The following is a 15,401-nucleotide window of genomic DNA, read 5'->3' as shown; positions in this document are numbered from 1 at the left end:
GGACACGTGGTCAGAGGGGCTGGAGCCGGGTGTGCAGGAGGCAGAATTCGTTGCCTTCCGGGTCGGCCAGGACGTGCCAGCTCTCGGTGCCGGTCTGGCCGACGTCGACGGGCCTGGCGCCGAGAGTGAGCAGCTGCTCCAGCTCGGCGTCCTGGTCGCGGTCGGTGGCGTTGACATCGATGTGCAACCGGAGCTTCCCGGCCCGCGGGTCGCTGCTGGGGCTGAGGACCACTCCTCGATCCGCGCCCAGGCGGCGCCGCGGGGGTCTGTTCGGCTCGCGTCTGATCATCTTCGGTCATGATCCGGACCTTGGCCATGGGTGCGACGGTGGGCGGCGCCGTCCGTCGCCGCCGGGGGTGAGGTGCGCCTCAGCGCGGCGGCACCTCTTGTTATGCAACGAGTTGCATAGGAGGATCGGGGCATGGCGCTCGAACACGCGATCCTCGTCTCTCTGCTGGAGCAGCCGGGCTCCGGCTATGAGCTGGCCCGGCGTTTCGAGCGGTCCATCGGTTACTTCTGGACCGCCACCCATCAGCAGATCTACCGCGTTCTCAAGCGCATGGAGGGCGACGGCTGGATCGACGTCCGCGAGGTGCCGCAGCAGGCCCGGCCGGACAAGAGGGAGTACTCCGTCACCGACCTCGGCCGGGCCGCCCTCTCCGGGTGGCTGCATGAACCGATCGAGCCCGAGAGTGTCCGGCACGACCTCGCCGTGAAGATCCGCGGCGCGGCCTTCGACGACCCGGCCGCGCTGATCCGCGAGGTCGAGCGGCACTACCAGACGCACACCGACCGGCTCGCGCACTATCTCGCGGGTGAGCGCCGTGACTTCACCGGCCCCGAGGCCCCCCGACGCCCACCGCCGGGCAGGAGCTCCAGCACGTCGTGCTCCGCGGCGGCATCGCCTACGAGCGGATGACGCTCGCCTGGCTCGACGACGTACTCGCCACGCTCCACCGGCTCCGTCCCGAGCGCTGAACCTCTGTAGCCCATACTCCCGCAACCCCAAGCCGGAAAGGCGACCCGCCATGGCCGACCCGCTGCTGTTCAACCCGCGCACCTACGACCCGGCGCACTTCGACCCCGAGACCCGCAGGCTGCTGCGCGCCACCGTCGACTGGTTCGAGGACCGCGGCAAGCGCAAGCTGATCGAGGACTACCGCTCCCGCGCCTGGCTTGCGGAGTTCCTCGCCTTCTCCGCCAAGGAGGGGCTGTTCGCGACGTTCCTCACCCCGGCCTCGGCCGCCGACGGGCAGCAGGACGGACAGCAGGACAAGCGCTGGGACACCGCCCGGATCGCCGCCCTCAACGAGATCTTCGGTTTCTACGGGCTCGACTACTGGTACGCGTGGCAGGTCACCATCCTCGGCCTCGGCCCGGTCTGGCAGAGCGGCAACGCCGCGGCGCGCACCCGCGCGGCGGACCTTCTCTCCCAGGGCGAGGTGTTCGCCTTCGGCCTGTCCGAGAAGGCCCACGGCGCCGACATCTACTCCACCGACATGCTGCTGGAGCCCGACGGTGACGGCGGATTCCGGGCCACCGGCTCCAAGTACTACATCGGCAACGGCAACGCCGCCGGGCTCGTCTCCGTCTTCGGCCGCCGCACCGACGTCGAGGGCCCCGACGGCTACGTCTTCTTCGCCGCCGACAGCCGCCACCCGGCGTACCACCTCGTGAAGAACGTGGTCGACTCCTCGAAGTACGTCAGCGAGTTCCGTCTCGACGACTACCCGGTCGGTCCCGACGACGTCCTGCACACCGGCCGCGCGGCCTTCGACGCGGCCCTCAACACCGTCAACGTCGGCAAGTTCAACCTCTGCACCGCCTCGATCGGCATCTGCGAGCACGCGATGTACGAGGCCGTCACCCACGCGCACAACCGCATCCTCTACGGCCGGCCCGTCACCGCCTTCCCGCACGTGCGCCGCGAGCTGACCGACGCGTACGTCCGCCTCGTCGGGATGAAGCTGTTCAGCGACCGCGCCGTCGACTACTTCCGCTCCGCCGGCCCCGACGACCGCCGCTACCTGCTCTTCAACCCGATGACGAAGATGAAGGTGACCACGGAGGGCGAGAAGGTCATCGACCTGATGTGGGACGTCATCGCCGCCAAGGGTTTCGAGAAGGACACCTACTTCGCCCAGGCGGCGTCCGAGATCCGGGGGCTGCCCAAGCTGGAGGGCACGGTCCACGTCAATCTCGCGCTGATCCTCAAGTTCATGCGGAACCACCTGCTGGACCCGGCCGAGTACGCGCCCGTGCCGACCCGCCTCGACGCGGCCGACGACGACTTCCTGTTCCGGCAGGGACCCGCCCGCGGCCTGGGCTCCGTGCGCTTCCACGACTGGCGCACCGCCTACGACGCCTATGCCCACGTGCCCAACGTCGGCCGCTTCCGGGAGCAGGCGGACGCCCTGTGCGCGTTCGTGACCACCGCCGCCCCCGGCGAGGAGCAGAGCCGCGACCTGGATCTCCTCCTCGCCATCGGCCAGCTGTTCGCGCTGGTCGTGCACGGCCAGCTGATCCTGGAGCAGGCGGGCCTGACCGGCCTCGAGGAGGATGTGCTCGACGAGCTCTTCGCCGTCCTCGTACGCGACTTCTCCGGGTACGCCGTCGAGCTGCACGGCAAGGATTCCGCCACCGCGGAGCAGCAGCGCTGGGCGCTGGGCGCGGTCCGGCGCCCGGTCGTCGACGAGGCCCGTTCGGCGCGCGTCTGGGATCGCGTCGAGGCACTGTCCGGGGCCTACGAGATGGCTCCCTGACGGCGATGCGGTGACAACGGCCCCGTAACAGCGGAGCGACCGGGCGGTCCGCTGTTACGCCGGGCCTCGCACCGTCGCCTGGCCACGGAGAAGGAGCCGGGTCAGACCAGCGTCGCGGACGCGGTCCGAAACGCCCGGACCAGCTGGGCCACTTCGGCCAGTCCGGCGTCGATCCGGGTCAGCAGCGCGCTGTCCGGCACGGACCGCACCAGCTCCGACCGCTCGGCGACGATCTGCGTCGGAGCCGACCAGCCGCCCAACGCGCGCACGACGCAGCGCAGATGGTCGCAGGCGGTGGCGCCGTTGTGGAGGCCGGCCGCGGTGGAGGCGAGCAGCACCGGCTTGCCTCTCAGGGCGGTGGGCGGCAGATGGTCCAGGGTGTTCTTCAGCGCACCCGACATGCTGCCGTGCTGCACAGGGGTGACCAGAACGACCGCGTCCGCGTCCGCCGTCTCCTTCAGCAGGCTGCGGACGCCCAGGTCCTCGAAGAGCTCGCCGGAGACGTAGCGCTCGGGCGTCAGGACGGGCAGCGCGAGCAGGGAGCGGTCGAGGTCGCGGGCGTCGAACCCGGCGCCCTCCGCCCGGTCCCGGATCAGAGCGCTGAGCCGGTGGCACCCGGAGACGGCGGCGGTGGTACCGGAGACGAGACACAGTTTCATCGGGCACTCCGCACGGTGCGCTGCCGCTCCGCCCAGGCGGCGCGCAGCCGGCCGAGGTGCTCCAGCCCGGCCAGCACCTCGTCGGTCCCGACCCCGAAGTCGATCAGGCAGGCGATCTCGTCCACGCCGATGGCGTCGAACCGTGCCAGCAGGGGCAGGGCGTCCTCCACCGTGCCGAACAGCCCCCCGGTGCCGAAGTAGCGCTCAAAGGAGCGTTCGACGAGGAACTCCCTGTCCTCGGGATCGAGGTCCTCCGGATCGACTCCCGGCAGGATGTCCCCGGCCGCCTTCATGATCAGACCGAGGGAACTGCGGAGGTAGTCGGTGAAGGGGGCCCGGACCGTCTCGCGGACGGTCTCCCGGTCCGTACCGAGGAACGTGTGCAGCATCAGGGTCACCGTGCCCGCCGCCGGGTTCGCGGTGTTCTCCCGCGGAAGATGCGCCCGATACTCGGCGATCTTCTTCTCCAGGTCGGGCAGCTCCTGCCCGAGGAGATGCGTGAGCAGGCCGTACCCCTGCCGGCCTGCCTGCCGGAAGGTCTCCGGGCTCCCGGCGCTGGTGACCCAGACCGGAAGGCGGGGCTGGAGAGGGGTGGGAAAGGTGCGGACGTCGACCGGTGCGTGCTCTCCGTCGGGCAGCCGCAGGCTGTCTCCCTGCCACAGCCGCTCGACGGTTTCGATGGTCTCCATGAGGATCCGCCGGCGGTCGGCGTACGCGTCCGGGCGCAGGGTGAAGTCCCTGGCGTGCCAGCCGGAGGCGAAGGAGAGGCCGACCCGGCCGCCGGAGAGGTTGTCCACGACCGACCACTCCTCCGCAAGCCGCAGGGGGTGGTGCAGCGGGCCGACCACGCTTCCCGCGCGGATGCCGACGCGCTCGGTGACCGCGGCCACGGCGGCGCCGGTCACGGCCGGATTGGGGTACGGGCCGCCGAACTCGTGGAAGTGCCGTTCCGGCGTCCACACGGCGCTGAACCCGTTCCGGTCGGCGAATCTCGCGCCGTCCAGCAGCAGGCGGTAGCCGTCGGTGCCGGTCGCCTGCCCGGCCGCGAAGTAGAAGAGACTGAAGTCCATCGGATGCCCCTCCATGGGGTGCTGAAGCGTTCCTGGTGGGTGTGGCCGCCGGGTCGTCAGCCGCCGGCCGCCTCCGACTGCGGCTCCCGGCCGGGCAGGGGGCCCGTGGCGTCCTTCGGCGGGGCGGTCGGCTGCCCCCGTACGGCGAGGGTGGCGGCGGCGCCGACCAGCATGATCGCGACCGGCAGCAGATAGGTCACCCGGATGGCGGTGGTCATGTCGGTGCGGGCCAACTGCGCCTGCAGCAGGGCTCCGACGGCGGCGCTGCCGAGCAGACTGCCGCAGAGCCGGGTGGTGTTGAACAGTCCGGACGCCGCTCCGGCCATCTCCGGGTCGATGTCCTTGAAGGCGACGACACTCGCCGGGGCGAAGGCGACGCCCATGCCGACGCCGACGAGCAGCAGCCCTGGGACCGTGGCCTCCGGTCCGGACTCCGCTCTGATCAGCGCGGCGATGAGCGCGATTCCCCCGGAGAAGGCGAGCAGACCGGTGATCATCACGTACTTGCCGCCGAAGCGGTCGGTGAGCCGTCCCGAGTACGGCGCGATGAAGACCGACACGAGCGGGGCCACCGCGATCACCAGGCCCGCCCGGAAGGCCGACAGGCCCTGGACGTCCTGCAGATACAGCCCGGTGAGCAGCAGCATGCCGCCGAGTCCGCACGGCAGGACGCAGACCACCGCGGACATGAGGGTGAAGTCGCGGTTGCGCAGGACGGCGAACGGCACGAGCGGGTCGCGGTGCTGCCGTCCGCGCTCGAGGAGGAAGAACAGGCCGAGCACCAGCAGACCCGCGGCGATCAGGACGGGCACGGTGACCGGCCCCCAGACCTCGCCCCAGTTGCGGGATTCGCCCTCCAGGAGCCCGTAGACGACGAAGAGCATGGCGACGCTGAGCAGCGCCGAGCCCGCGATGTCGATCCGGGGCCTGCTCCGGCTCGGCAGCCGAGGGACGGAGAGCAGCACGAGCGCGCCACCGACGATGCCGATGGGGATGTTGATGTAGAAGATCCAGCGCCAGCCGAGGGAGGCCACCAGCAGGCCGCCGACGGTGGGTCCGGCGGCGGCCACGATCCCGGCGAAGGAGCCCCAGACGCCGAGCGCGGCGCCACGCCGGTCGGCGGGGAAGATCTGATTGATGATCACCAGGGTCTGGGGGGTGAGCAGGGCGCCGCCGATCCCCTGCAGCACCCGCGCGGCGATGGCCTGGCCGGGGTCCTGCGCGAGTCCGCACGCGGCCGAGGCCAGGGTGAAGACCAGCAGACCGATCAGGAAGACGCGGCGCGACCCGAAGAGGTCGCCCAGCCGCCCGCCGGTGACCAGCAGCACGGCGAAGGAGAGCAGATACGCGTTGATCACCCACAGCACCTGGGTCAGCCCCGTGTCCAGGCCGGTGGTGATCGCGGGTACCGCGACGTTGACCGCCGTGGTGTCGAGCAGCACCACGGCCTGCGCGAAGCAGACCGCGAACAGCGCGCACCACGGGGTGCGCATCCGGGTGCGCAAAGCCTCCAGTTGCGACATGGGCACCCCTCAGGAGCCCGCGGTGCCGGCGGCCCCGGCCAGGCCGGCCGGGCGCATGTCGGTCCAGTGGGACTCGATGTGGTCGAGCGCGGACTCCCGCGTGCCGGGTCCGAACGCGGTCCGCCACCCCGCGGGGGTCTCCAGCGCCACCGGCCACAGCGAGAACTGGCCGTCGTCGTTCACGAGCGCGAGATAGCGGGTCTCCGGGTCCTCGAACGGGTTGGTCTGCATCGGGGGCGGCCCTTCTGGTGGATGGGATGGATACAGGGCGGGCGTACGGCGGCCGTCAGGAGCGGGCCGCCAGCGCGGCGGCGAGCACCGGGCCGATCACGGCGAGCGCCGCGGGTCCGGCCATGGCGCCGTGCGCGCACGGCACCCGGTGGTCGTGGACCCGGCCGGTGACATGGGCGCGCCATGCGGCGGCCCGGCTGCCGGGGTCGCCCTCCGCCGTCGCGCCGGTGTCGCCCGCCTGGGCGCCGTCGGCGTGGGCGTCCTCGGCCGCGGTGAAGTAGAGCAGGTCGCCGTCGTGGACCCCCGGTGTGAAGTCCGCGGCCAGGCGGACGTTGTCGGTGAAGGTGGCCACGAGTGCCGACAGCCGCTGTTCGCCCAGTGCCGCGAGCGGGCTGAACCCGTCCCGCAGCAGCCGCAGTACATCGGCCGGTGCGAGGGCGTCGGCGTCGTCAGGGACGCGGTGCCCCAGCGACTCCAGCAGCTGGGTCGTCGCCTCGGGCCCGGCCGCCGCCGGGCTGCCCGCGGCACCCGGGCCCGTACCCGTGCGGCTGTCGAGCAGAGCCAGCAGTCCGACCCGCTCGCCGGCCGCGCGCAGCTGTACGGCGATCTCGTGGGCCACGGTCCCGCCGAGGGACCAGCCGAGCAGGTGGTACGGGCCCTGCGGCTGGATCTCCCGGATCCGGGCCAGATAGTCCGCGGCCATCTCGCGCGCGCCGGCCGGTGCGGCGTCCGGATCCGTCAGGTGCCGGGCCTGGAGCCCGTACACCGGGCGTCCGGGCGCCAGGTGCCGGAGCAGCCCGGAGTAGACCCAACTGATGCCGGCCGCGGGGTGCACACAGAAGAGCGGCGGAAGGTCGCCCTGCGGCCGCAGCGGCAGCACCACGTCGAAGTCGTCGGGAGGGCAGCCGTCCGCGGACCGGCGGGCGAGGCGTTCGGCCAGTCCGGCGACGGTCGGGGCCTCGAAGAGTCCGCGGATGCCCGGTTCCACGCCCAGTACGGAACGGATCCGGCTGGTCAGCCGGGTGGCGAGCAGCGAGTGGCCGCCCAGGGAGAAGAAGTTGTCGTCGATGCCGACCCGGGGCAGCCCCAGCACCTCGGCGAACAGCTCGCACAGCAGTTCTTCGTGGACGGTGCGGGGCCCGCGCGCGGACACCGGCGCGCTCAGCGTGGGCTCCGGAAGCGCCTTGCGGTCGAGCTTGCCGCTGGGGGTGAGCGGCAGCTCGTCCAGGACGACGACGGCGGCGGGCACCATGTACTCCGGGAGAGCGCCGGACAGGAACGACCTGACCTCGGCGGGGGCGAGGGCGGCGCCGTCCACCGGCACGACGTAGCCCACCAGGGACGCGGCGCCGTCGTCCGTGCGCGCCAGGGTCACGGCGGCCGCCACGGCCGGGTGCTTGGCCAAGGCCGCGTCGATCTCGCCGAGTTCGATGCGGAAGCCGCGGATCTTGACCTGGTGGTCCACCCGGCCCAGGAACTCCAGCTCGCCGTCGGCGCGCCAGCGCGCCAGATCGCCGGTCCGGTACATGCGCGAACCGCTGGGACCGTACGGGCACGCCACGAACCGCTCCGCCGTCAGGTCCGGCCGCCCCCGGTAGCCGCGCGCCAGACCGTCGCCCGCGATGTACAGCTCACCGGCGACCCCGGGCGGCACCGGACGCAGGCTCCCGTCCAGCACGTACACGCGGGCGTTCCACACCGGCCGCCCGATCGGCGGGGCCGAACCGGCGGGGGAGAGCGGACGGCTCATCGTCGTCACCACGGTCGCCTCCGTGGGCCCGTAGACCTGCATGACGCGGCGCCCGGGCGCCCAGCGCTCCACCAGCTCGGCGGAGAGCGCCTCGCCGCCGACCACGAATCCGCGCAGGGTGGGCAGATCCCCTTCGGGCAGCGAGGCCAGCATGGGCGCCACCAGGTCCGTGTGGGTCACCTCGCGGGTCCGGATCAGCTCGCCCAGGTCCTCGCCGAATGTGTGCCGTCCGGGCTCGGGGACGACCAGGGCCGCGCCGGAGGCCAGCGTCATGGCGATGTCGGCCATCGACACGTCGAAGGAGAGCGACACCAGGAGCAGGAACCGGCTGCTCGCGTCGAGGCCGAGCCGGTCGATGTGCACGCCGGCGACGCCGGCGACACCGGTGTGCGTGACGACCACGCCCTTGGGGCTTCCGGTGGATCCCGAGGTGTAGATGACGTACGCCGGGTGGGCGGGGGTCAGCGGCGACCGTCGGTCGGCGTCGGACGGGTCGTGGTCCGGCGCGGCGCGCAGGGCCCGGGCGGTCGCGGGATCGTCCAGGACGACCGCGGGCACGTCGGCGGGGACCGCGCCCGCCACCTGAGCGGTGGTCAGCGCCAGCACCGGTGCGCCGTCCCGGAACATGTGGCGGACCCGCTCGGCCGGGTACTCCGGGTCGACGGGCAGGTACGCGGCCCCGGCCTTCACCGTCGCCAGCAGGGCCACGACCATCTCCACGGAGCGCGGCACGAGCAGCGCCACGAAGTCCTCGGGGCCCACCCCGAGCCGGATGAGATGGTGCGCGAGCCGGTTGGCCCGCTCGTTCACCTCCCGGTAGGAGACGGTCGTGCCCGCGAAGACCACGGCGTCGCCGTCCGGCGTCCGCCGCACCTGCTCCTCGATCAGCCGCGGCAGCGTACGGACGGGCAGTTCGCGGGCGGTGTCGTTCCAGCCGTGCAGGATCAGCTCGCGCTCGGAGTCCGGGAGGACGGCGATACGGCTGAGCGGCTGACCGGGATCGTCGGCCACACTCCGCAGCACCCGCAGCAGATAGTCGGCGATCCGCCGCGCCGTACGCTCCTCGAACAGGTCCGCGCTGTACTCGAGGACGCCGGTGATGCCGTCGGGGGAGCCGTCGGCGGCGCGCCGTTCGGTCAGGTCCACGGCGAGGTCGAAGCGGGCCGTCCCCAGATGGGGGATCGCGACGGTGCCCGTCAGCCCCGGCAGGGCCAGTTCCGGCCGCAGGCTGTCCTGGAACGCCAGGAGCACCTGGAAGAGCGGGTGCCGGGCCAGCGAGCGCGCCGGGTTCAGCACCTCCACCAGCCGCTCGAACGGCAGGTCGGGGTGGCCGAACGCGGCCAGGTCACGGGTGCGTACCCGGGCCAGGAGTTCGGCGAAGGCGGGGTCGCCGGAGGTGTCCGTGCGCAACACCAGGGTGTTGGCGAAGAAGCCGACCAGCTCGTCCAGTGACGCGTCGGTGCGCGCCCCGACGGGGCTGCCGAGGGGAATGTCCTCACCTGCGCCCAGCCGGGTGAGCAACGTGGCCAGTGCGGCCTGGAGGGCCATGAACACGGTGGCGCCCTCGGCCCTGGCCATGTCCCGCAGCCGGCGGTGGAGCTCGGGCGGGATGTCCAGCGGCACGGTGCCGCCGCGGTAGCCGGCGATCGCCGGCCGTGGCCGGTCGGTGGGCAGGTCGAGCTGGTCGGGCAGGCCGTCCAGCTCGGCGCGCCAGAAGGCGAGCTGGCGGGAGAGCCCGCTGTCCGGGTCGGCCTCCGTGCCCAGGGTCCGGCGCTGCCAGATCGCGTAGTCGGCGTAGGCGACGGGCAGCGGCTGCCACCGGGGCGCCTCGCCTGCGATGCGTGCGGTGTACGCGCGCGACAGGTCGCGGGTCAGCGGGGTGGTGGAGGGGCCGTCACCGGCGATGTGGTGCAGGACCAGCAGGAGGACGTGCTCCTCTTCCGCCAGCTCGAACAGATCGGCCCGCAGGGGGAGTTCCCGTGTCAGGTCGAAGCGGCGGCGGGCGAGGGTGCGGATCGTCCCGTCCAGGTCGGCACGGGCGCAGCGGTGCCGGTGGAGCCCGGGCCGGGCCGCGTCACCGCGCAGGAACCGCTGCCGGGGCTCGCCGCCCACGTCCGGGAAGACCGAGCGCAGCGCTTCCTGCCGCTCGGCCAGATCGCCCAGCGCCGCTTCGAGCGCGTCCCGGTCCAGGGCGCCCTGGAGGTGGAGGACCAGGGGGATGTTGTAGAGCGCCCCGTCGTCCTCGAAGCGGTTGAGGAACCACAGGCGCTGCTGCTGGAAGGAGAGCGGAACGGTGTCGGGGCGCTGCTCGGCGCGGCACAGCGGCGCACGGTCGTCCCGCGCGCCGTCCAGCCGCTGGGCGAGGGCCGCGGCCGTGGGTGACTCGAACAGGTGCCGGATCTTCAGCTCCCGGCCGAAGAGCGCCCGGGCCCGGCTGATCACGCGGATGGCGAGCAGCGAGTGGCCGCCCAGGGCGAAGAAGTCGTCGTGCGCGCCGACGGCGGGCAGGCCGAGGATGTCGGCGAACAGCTCGCACAGCAGCGCTTCCCGCGGGGTGCGGGCGCCGCGTCCCCGGTGTCCCCGGTGGCGGTCGGGGCGGGCAGAGCGGCCCGGTCCAGCTTGCCGTTCGGCGTGAGCGGCAGCGCCTCGAGGGTGATGATCGCGCTGGGCACCATGAAGTGCGGCAGGTGCGCGGCGGCGGCCGTACGCAGCTCGGCCGCCTCGACGGCGCTGCCGGGCGCGGGCACCACGTAGCCGGTCAGCCGGAGGTCGCCGGGGATGTCCTCGCGGACGACGACGACGGCCCGGGCCACGTCGGGGCGGTCGGCCAGCACGGTCTCGATCTCGCCGAGTTCGACGCGGAAGCCACGGATCTTGACCTGGTGGTCCACCCGGCCGAGGAACTCCAGCTGCCCGTCGGCGCGCCAGCGCGCGAGGTCGCCGGTGCGGTACATGCGCGAGCCCGCGGGGCCGTACGGGCATGCCACGAACCGCTCCGCCGTCAGCGCCGCGCGCCCCAGATAGCCGCGGGCCAGCCCGTCGCCCGTGATGTACAGCTCACCGGCCACGCCCGGCGGCACCGGGCCCAACCCCCTGTCCAGCACGTACACCCGCGTGTTGGCCATCGGCCGCCCGATCGGGGGCGGGCCGTCCGCCTCGCCGACCTCGGCCGCCGTGGACCAGATGGTGGTCTCGGTGGGGCCGTACAGGTTGGTGACGCGGCGGCAGCGGCGGCGCAGCCGGGCCGCGAGGGCCTCCGGCAGGGCCTCGCCGCCGACGAGGGCGCACAGCCCGTCCAAGGCCTCCGGGCGCGTCGCCACCAGGGTCTGCCACAGGGAGGGCGTGGCCTGCATGACGGTCGCGCCGGTGCGCTCCAGCAGCGACGCGAGCGCCGCCGGGTCCCGGACGGTGTCCTCGTCGGCCAGGACCACGGCGGCCCCGGCCAGCAGCGGCAGGTACATCTCCAGCGCCGCGATGTCGAAGGCGATCGTGGTGACGGCGGCGAGCCGGTCGTCCCCGCCCAGGGCGAACCGCGCGCCCATGTCGGAGAGGAAGTTGTCCAGCGCGCCCCGCGGGACCACCACGCCCTTCGGGCGGCCGGTGGATCCCGAGGTGTAGATGACGTACGCGGGTAGTGCGCGCGGGAAGGCGGCGGCGTCCGGGTCGGTGACCGGCCTGCGGGCCAGGGCGGCGGCGGTCTCCGGCAGGTCGAGGAGGAGCCGCGGGCAGGGCCCGTCGTCGGGGAGCGCCCCCGCGGTGGCGGTCGTGGCGAGCACCAGCGCCGGGCGGGCGTCCGCCAGCATGGCGGCCACCCGTTCTGCCGGGTAGCCGGGGTCCAGCGGCAGGTATCCGGCGCCGGACTTGAGAACGGCGAGCAGCGCGACCGGCAGTTGTGCGGTGCGCGGCAGGGCGAGCGCCACGAGGTCGCCCTGCCCCACGCCGTGGGCGATGAGGTGGTGGGCCAGGCGGTTGGCGCGCGCGTTGAGCGTGGCGTAGTCCAGCTCCTCGTCGGCGGTGACGACGGCGGTCGCCCGGGGCGCCCGCGCGGCGACGGCCTGGAAGCGTTCCACCAGCCTCGCCGAGGGTGGCTCTTGTGCGGTGTCGTTCCACTCGTACAGCAGCCGCTGCCGCTCGGTGTCGCCGAGGACGGCGAGCCGGGACAGGGGGCGCCGAGGGTCGGCGGCGGCGTCCGCGAGCAGCCGCACCAGCCGCTCCGCGAGCAGCTCGGCGGTGCCGTGGTCGAACAGGTCGGCGCTGTACTCGACGACGCCGGTGATCCCGGTCGGCCGCCCGCCGGCGCCGCGCTCCTCTTCGAGGTAGAGCGACAGGTCCACCTTGGCCACGGGAAGGGGCACCGGCTCCGGCACCGCGGTCACCTCGGGCAGCCTGAGCGCGGGGCGCGGGACGCTCTGCAGCGCCAGCAGCACCTGGAACAGCGGGTGCCGGGCCATCGACCGGGTGGGGTTCAGCGCCTCGACGAGCCGCTCGAACGGCACGTTCTGGTGGGCGTAGGCGGCCAGATCGCGCTCCCGCACCCGGGACAGCAGCTCGGTGAAGGCCGGGTCGCCGGAGGTGTCGGTGCGCAGCACCAGGGTGTTGATGAACAGGCCGACCAGCCCGTCGGCCGCGTCGTCGTCGCGCCCGGCGACCGGGGCGCCCACGGGAATGTCCTCGCCCGCCCCGAGCCTGGTCAACAGGGCGGCGAGACCGGCTTGCAGGACCATGAACAGGGAGCAGTGGTGCCGCTGGGCGAGCGCGAGCAGCGACTGGTGCAGCTCCGCGCCGAGCCGGAGGGGGACGGTCCCGCCGCGGTAGCTCGCCCGGGCGGGCCGGGGGCGGTCGGTGGGCAGGCCGAGCTGCTCGGGCAGGCCGGCGAGGGCGTCCTTCCAGTAGCCGAGTTCCCGCGCCAGGAGGCTGCCCGGCTCGTCGTCCCCGCCGAGGACGTCGTGCTGCCACAGGGCGTAGTCGGCGTAACTCACCGGCAGGGGCGTCCAGTCCGGCGCGGTGTCGGCGGCCCTGGCGCGGTAGGCGTGTGCCAGGTCGCCGAGCAGGGGCTCGTGCGACCAGCCGTCGGCTGCTATGTGGTGGAGCGTCAGCAGCAGGACGTACTCGGTGTCGTCCAGCCGGAACAGGCGGGCGCGCAGCGGCGGCTCGGCGGCCAGGTCGAAGGCGCGCCCGGTCTCCTGGGACAGGGCGTGGGCCAGCTCCGCCTCGCCGACCGCGCCGACCGGCAGTCCGGGCGCGTACGCGGGCAGGATGCGCTGGTGCGGCTCCCCTTCGACGGACGGGAAGACGGTGCGCAGGGCTTCGTGGCGGTCGCACACGTCGGCGAGCGCGGCGCGCAGCGCCGGCACGTCCAGCGCTCCGGTGAGCCGGTGGGCCAGCGGAATGTGATATGTGGCGGGCGGGATGTCGTCCATGCGGCTGAGGAACCACAGCCGCCGCTGCCCGTACGACAGCGGCACGCGCTCGGGGCGCGGGGACGCGGGACGCAGCGGCGGCAGCGCCTCGCCCGCGGCCGCCGGGCCCGCCAGCCGCCGCGCCAGCGCCTCCGGCGTCGGGGCCTGGAACAGGCTGCGCGCGCCCAGCGGCACCCCGGTCGCCGCGCGGACCCGCGCGACCAGCCGGGTGGCGAGCAGCGAGTGGCCGCCCAGGCCGAAGAAGTCCTCGTCGGCGCCGACCTGGTCCAGCCCCAGCACCTCGGCGAAGAGCCCGCACAGCAACTCCTCGCGGGGGGTGCGGGCCGCGCGGCCCACGGCGTCCGGGGCGCGCACTCCGGAGGGAGCGGGCAGCGCCGCGCGGTCGAGCTTGCCGTTCGGGGTGAGCGGGAAGCGGTCGAGGACGACGACGGCGGCGGGCACCATGTACTCGGGCAGCAGCCCGGCGAGCCGGGCGCGTACCTCGACCGGGTCGGCGGCCGCGCCGGGCTCGGGGACCAGATAGCCGACCAGACGACGGTCGCCGGGGCGGTCCTCCCGGATCGTCACCGCGGTCTGGGCGACCCCGTCCAGCTTCGCGAACGCCGCCTCGATCTCGCCCAGTTCGATCCGCACGCCGCGGATCTTGACCTGGTGGTCCACCCGCCCGATGTACTCGATGGCGCCGCTCTCCCGGCGCCTGGCCAGGTCACCGGTGCGGTACATGCGGGAGCCCGGCGGGCCGTACGGGTCGGCCACGAAGCGCTCGGCCGTCAGCCCCGGTCGGCCGAGATAGCCGCGGGCGAGCTGGACGCCCGCCAGGTAGAGTTCGCCGGTCTCGCCCGGCGGCAGCTCCACGAGGTCCTGACCGAGGACGTACACCCGGGTGTTCCACACGGGGCGGCCGATGGGCACGGTGTGCGCGCCGGGTTCGGGCACGCACTCCCAGTACGTGACGTCGACCGACGCCTCGGTGGGGCCGTACAGGTTGTGCAGCGCGGCGGTGCCGCCGAGGGTGGCGCGGAACCGCTCGGCGAGCTCCGCGGGGAGCGCCTCGCCGCTGCAGATGACGTCGCGCAGGGACGTGCACGCGGCGGCGGTGGGCTCCTCCAGGAAGAGCTGGAGCATGGAGGGGACGAAGTGGATGGTGGTGATCCGCTCCCGGCGGATCGTCTCGGCGAGATAGCCCGGGTCGCGGTGGCCCTCCGGTCTCGCCATCACCAGCGTCGCCCCGAAGGACAGCGGCCAGAAGAACTCCCAGACCGAGACGTCGAATCCGGACGGGGTCTTCTGCAGCACGCGGTCACCGGCGCTCAGCCGGTACTCCGCCTGCATCCAGTACAGGCGGTTGGCGATGCCGCCGTGCGGCACGACCACGCCCTTGGGGCGTCCCGTGGAGCCGGAGGTGTAGATGACGTACGCCGCGTCATGCGCGGTCAGCGGCCGGGCGGGCCGGTACGGGCCGGCGGGCCCGGCGGCGAGCCGCGCCCGGGTCTCCGCGGTGTCCAGCACCACCGTGGCCGGCCCCTCGGGGCGGGCGTCGGGCGGCAGCACCGCCTCGGCGGCGCTGTGGCTGAGCACCAGCGCGGGAGCGGAGTCCCGCAGCAGGTAGGTGATGCGGTCGGCCGGGTAGTCGGGGTCGACCGGCACATAGGCGGCACCGGTCCTGAGCACGGCGAGCAGCGCGACGATCAGCTCCGTGCAGCGGGGCACGGTGATCGCCACGACGGACTCCGGGCCGACGCCCTGCTCGGCGAGCAGATGCGCCAGCCGGTCGACGCGCCGGTCCAGCTCCGTGTACGTCAGCCGTTCGCTCTCGTGGACCAGGGCGATCCGTTCCGGCGAGCGCGCCACCTGCGCGGCGAACAGCTCCGGCAGGGTCCTGTCCGTACCGGGCAGCGGCACGGCAGTGTCATTCCATTCCACCTCAATGCCCTTCCAGAGCCTGTGAGTGACGTCATCCAACTACGGTGGTGCGGCGGCACAGCG

At 73.5% G+C, this 15,401-nt stretch carries 7 protein-coding genes and 2 pseudogenes; 2 read left to right on the top strand and 7 right to left on the bottom strand.

Annotated elements, in window-relative coordinates:
- Positions 1–10: 10 nt before the first annotated feature.
- Positions 11–232 (bottom strand): annotated as a pseudogene (locus tag Q3Y56_RS04455) (VOC family protein); the annotation flags it as partial.
- A gap of 189 nt (positions 233–421) precedes the next feature.
- On the opposite strand from Q3Y56_RS04455, the pseudogene Q3Y56_RS04450 reads away from it, so the two are divergent.
- Together Q3Y56_RS04450 and Q3Y56_RS04445 are read left to right on the top strand one after the other, a co-directional pair.
- Positions 422–978, top strand: a pseudogene (locus Q3Y56_RS04450) (PadR family transcriptional regulator).
- A 50-nt stretch (positions 979–1,028) separates the two neighbouring features.
- Complete coding sequence (locus Q3Y56_RS04445; RefSeq protein WP_304460672.1) at positions 1,029–2,762, top strand: acyl-CoA dehydrogenase family protein; 1,734 nt, start codon at positions 1,029–1,031, stop codon at positions 2,760–2,762.
- 101 nt (positions 2,763–2,863) lie between these two features.
- Here the strand turns inward: Q3Y56_RS04445 and Q3Y56_RS04440 are convergent, their stop codons facing one another.
- The 6 genes from Q3Y56_RS04440 to Q3Y56_RS04415 are packed head-to-tail and all read right to left on the bottom strand — an operon-like array spanning position 2,864 to position 15,338.
- Complete coding sequence (locus tag Q3Y56_RS04440) at positions 2,864–3,421, bottom strand: NADPH-dependent FMN reductase (RefSeq protein WP_304460671.1); 558 nt, start codon at positions 3,419–3,421, stop codon at positions 2,864–2,866.
- Entirely contained in the window at positions 3,418–4,491 is a 1,074-nt protein-coding gene (locus tag Q3Y56_RS04435) for a MupA/Atu3671 family FMN-dependent luciferase-like monooxygenase (RefSeq protein ID WP_304460670.1), read from the bottom strand. The genes Q3Y56_RS04440 and Q3Y56_RS04435 overlap by 4 nt, the downstream gene beginning before the upstream one ends.
- Positions 4,492–4,547: 56 nt before the next feature.
- Positions 4,548–6,014 (bottom strand): MFS transporter, encoded by a 1,467-nt coding sequence (locus Q3Y56_RS04430; RefSeq protein WP_304460669.1) that lies wholly within the window; start codon positions 6,012–6,014, stop codon positions 4,548–4,550.
- A 9-nt stretch (positions 6,015–6,023) separates the two neighbouring features.
- Complete coding sequence (locus Q3Y56_RS04425; protein ID WP_304460668.1) at positions 6,024–6,245, bottom strand: MbtH family protein; 222 nt, start codon at positions 6,243–6,245, stop codon at positions 6,024–6,026.
- A 55-nt stretch (positions 6,246–6,300) separates the two neighbouring features.
- Positions 6,301–10,503: an amino acid adenylation domain-containing protein gene (locus Q3Y56_RS04420; RefSeq protein WP_304465465.1), complete on the bottom strand. Its 4,203-nt coding sequence runs from the start codon at positions 10,501–10,503 to the stop codon at positions 6,301–6,303.
- Positions 10,434–15,338 (bottom strand): non-ribosomal peptide synthetase, encoded by a 4,905-nt coding sequence (locus Q3Y56_RS04415; RefSeq protein WP_304460667.1) that lies wholly within the window; start codon positions 15,336–15,338, stop codon positions 10,434–10,436. Before Q3Y56_RS04415 ends, Q3Y56_RS04420 begins: the two co-directional genes overlap by 70 nt.
- Positions 15,339–15,401: the final 63 nt, after the last annotated feature.

The sequence above is a fragment of the Streptomyces sp. XD-27 genome (assembly GCF_030553055.1).
GTDB lineage: Bacteria > Actinomycetota > Actinomycetes > Streptomycetales > Streptomycetaceae > Streptomyces.
Note: the sequence above shows the minus strand (reverse complement) of the source record. Positions and strands in the feature narration are given on the sequence as shown.

Excerpts from the sequence above, each read along its gene's own strand:
- Q3Y56_RS04445 (WP_304460672.1), top strand. The coding sequence starts at position 1,029 with ATGGCCGACCCGCTGCTGTTCAACCCGCGCACCTACGACCCGGCGCAC.
- Q3Y56_RS04440 (WP_304460671.1), bottom strand. The coding sequence starts at position 3,421 with ATGAAACTGTGTCTCGTCTCCGGTACCACCGCCGCCGTCTCCGGGTGC.
- Q3Y56_RS04435 (WP_304460670.1), bottom strand. The coding sequence starts at position 4,491 with ATGGACTTCAGTCTCTTCTACTTCGCGGCCGGGCAGGCGACCGGCACC.
- Q3Y56_RS04430 (WP_304460669.1), bottom strand. The coding sequence starts at position 6,014 with ATGTCGCAACTGGAGGCTTTGCGCACCCGGATGCGCACCCCGTGGTGC.
- Q3Y56_RS04425 (WP_304460668.1), bottom strand. The coding sequence starts at position 6,245 with ATGCAGACCAACCCGTTCGAGGACCCGGAGACCCGCTATCTCGCGCTC.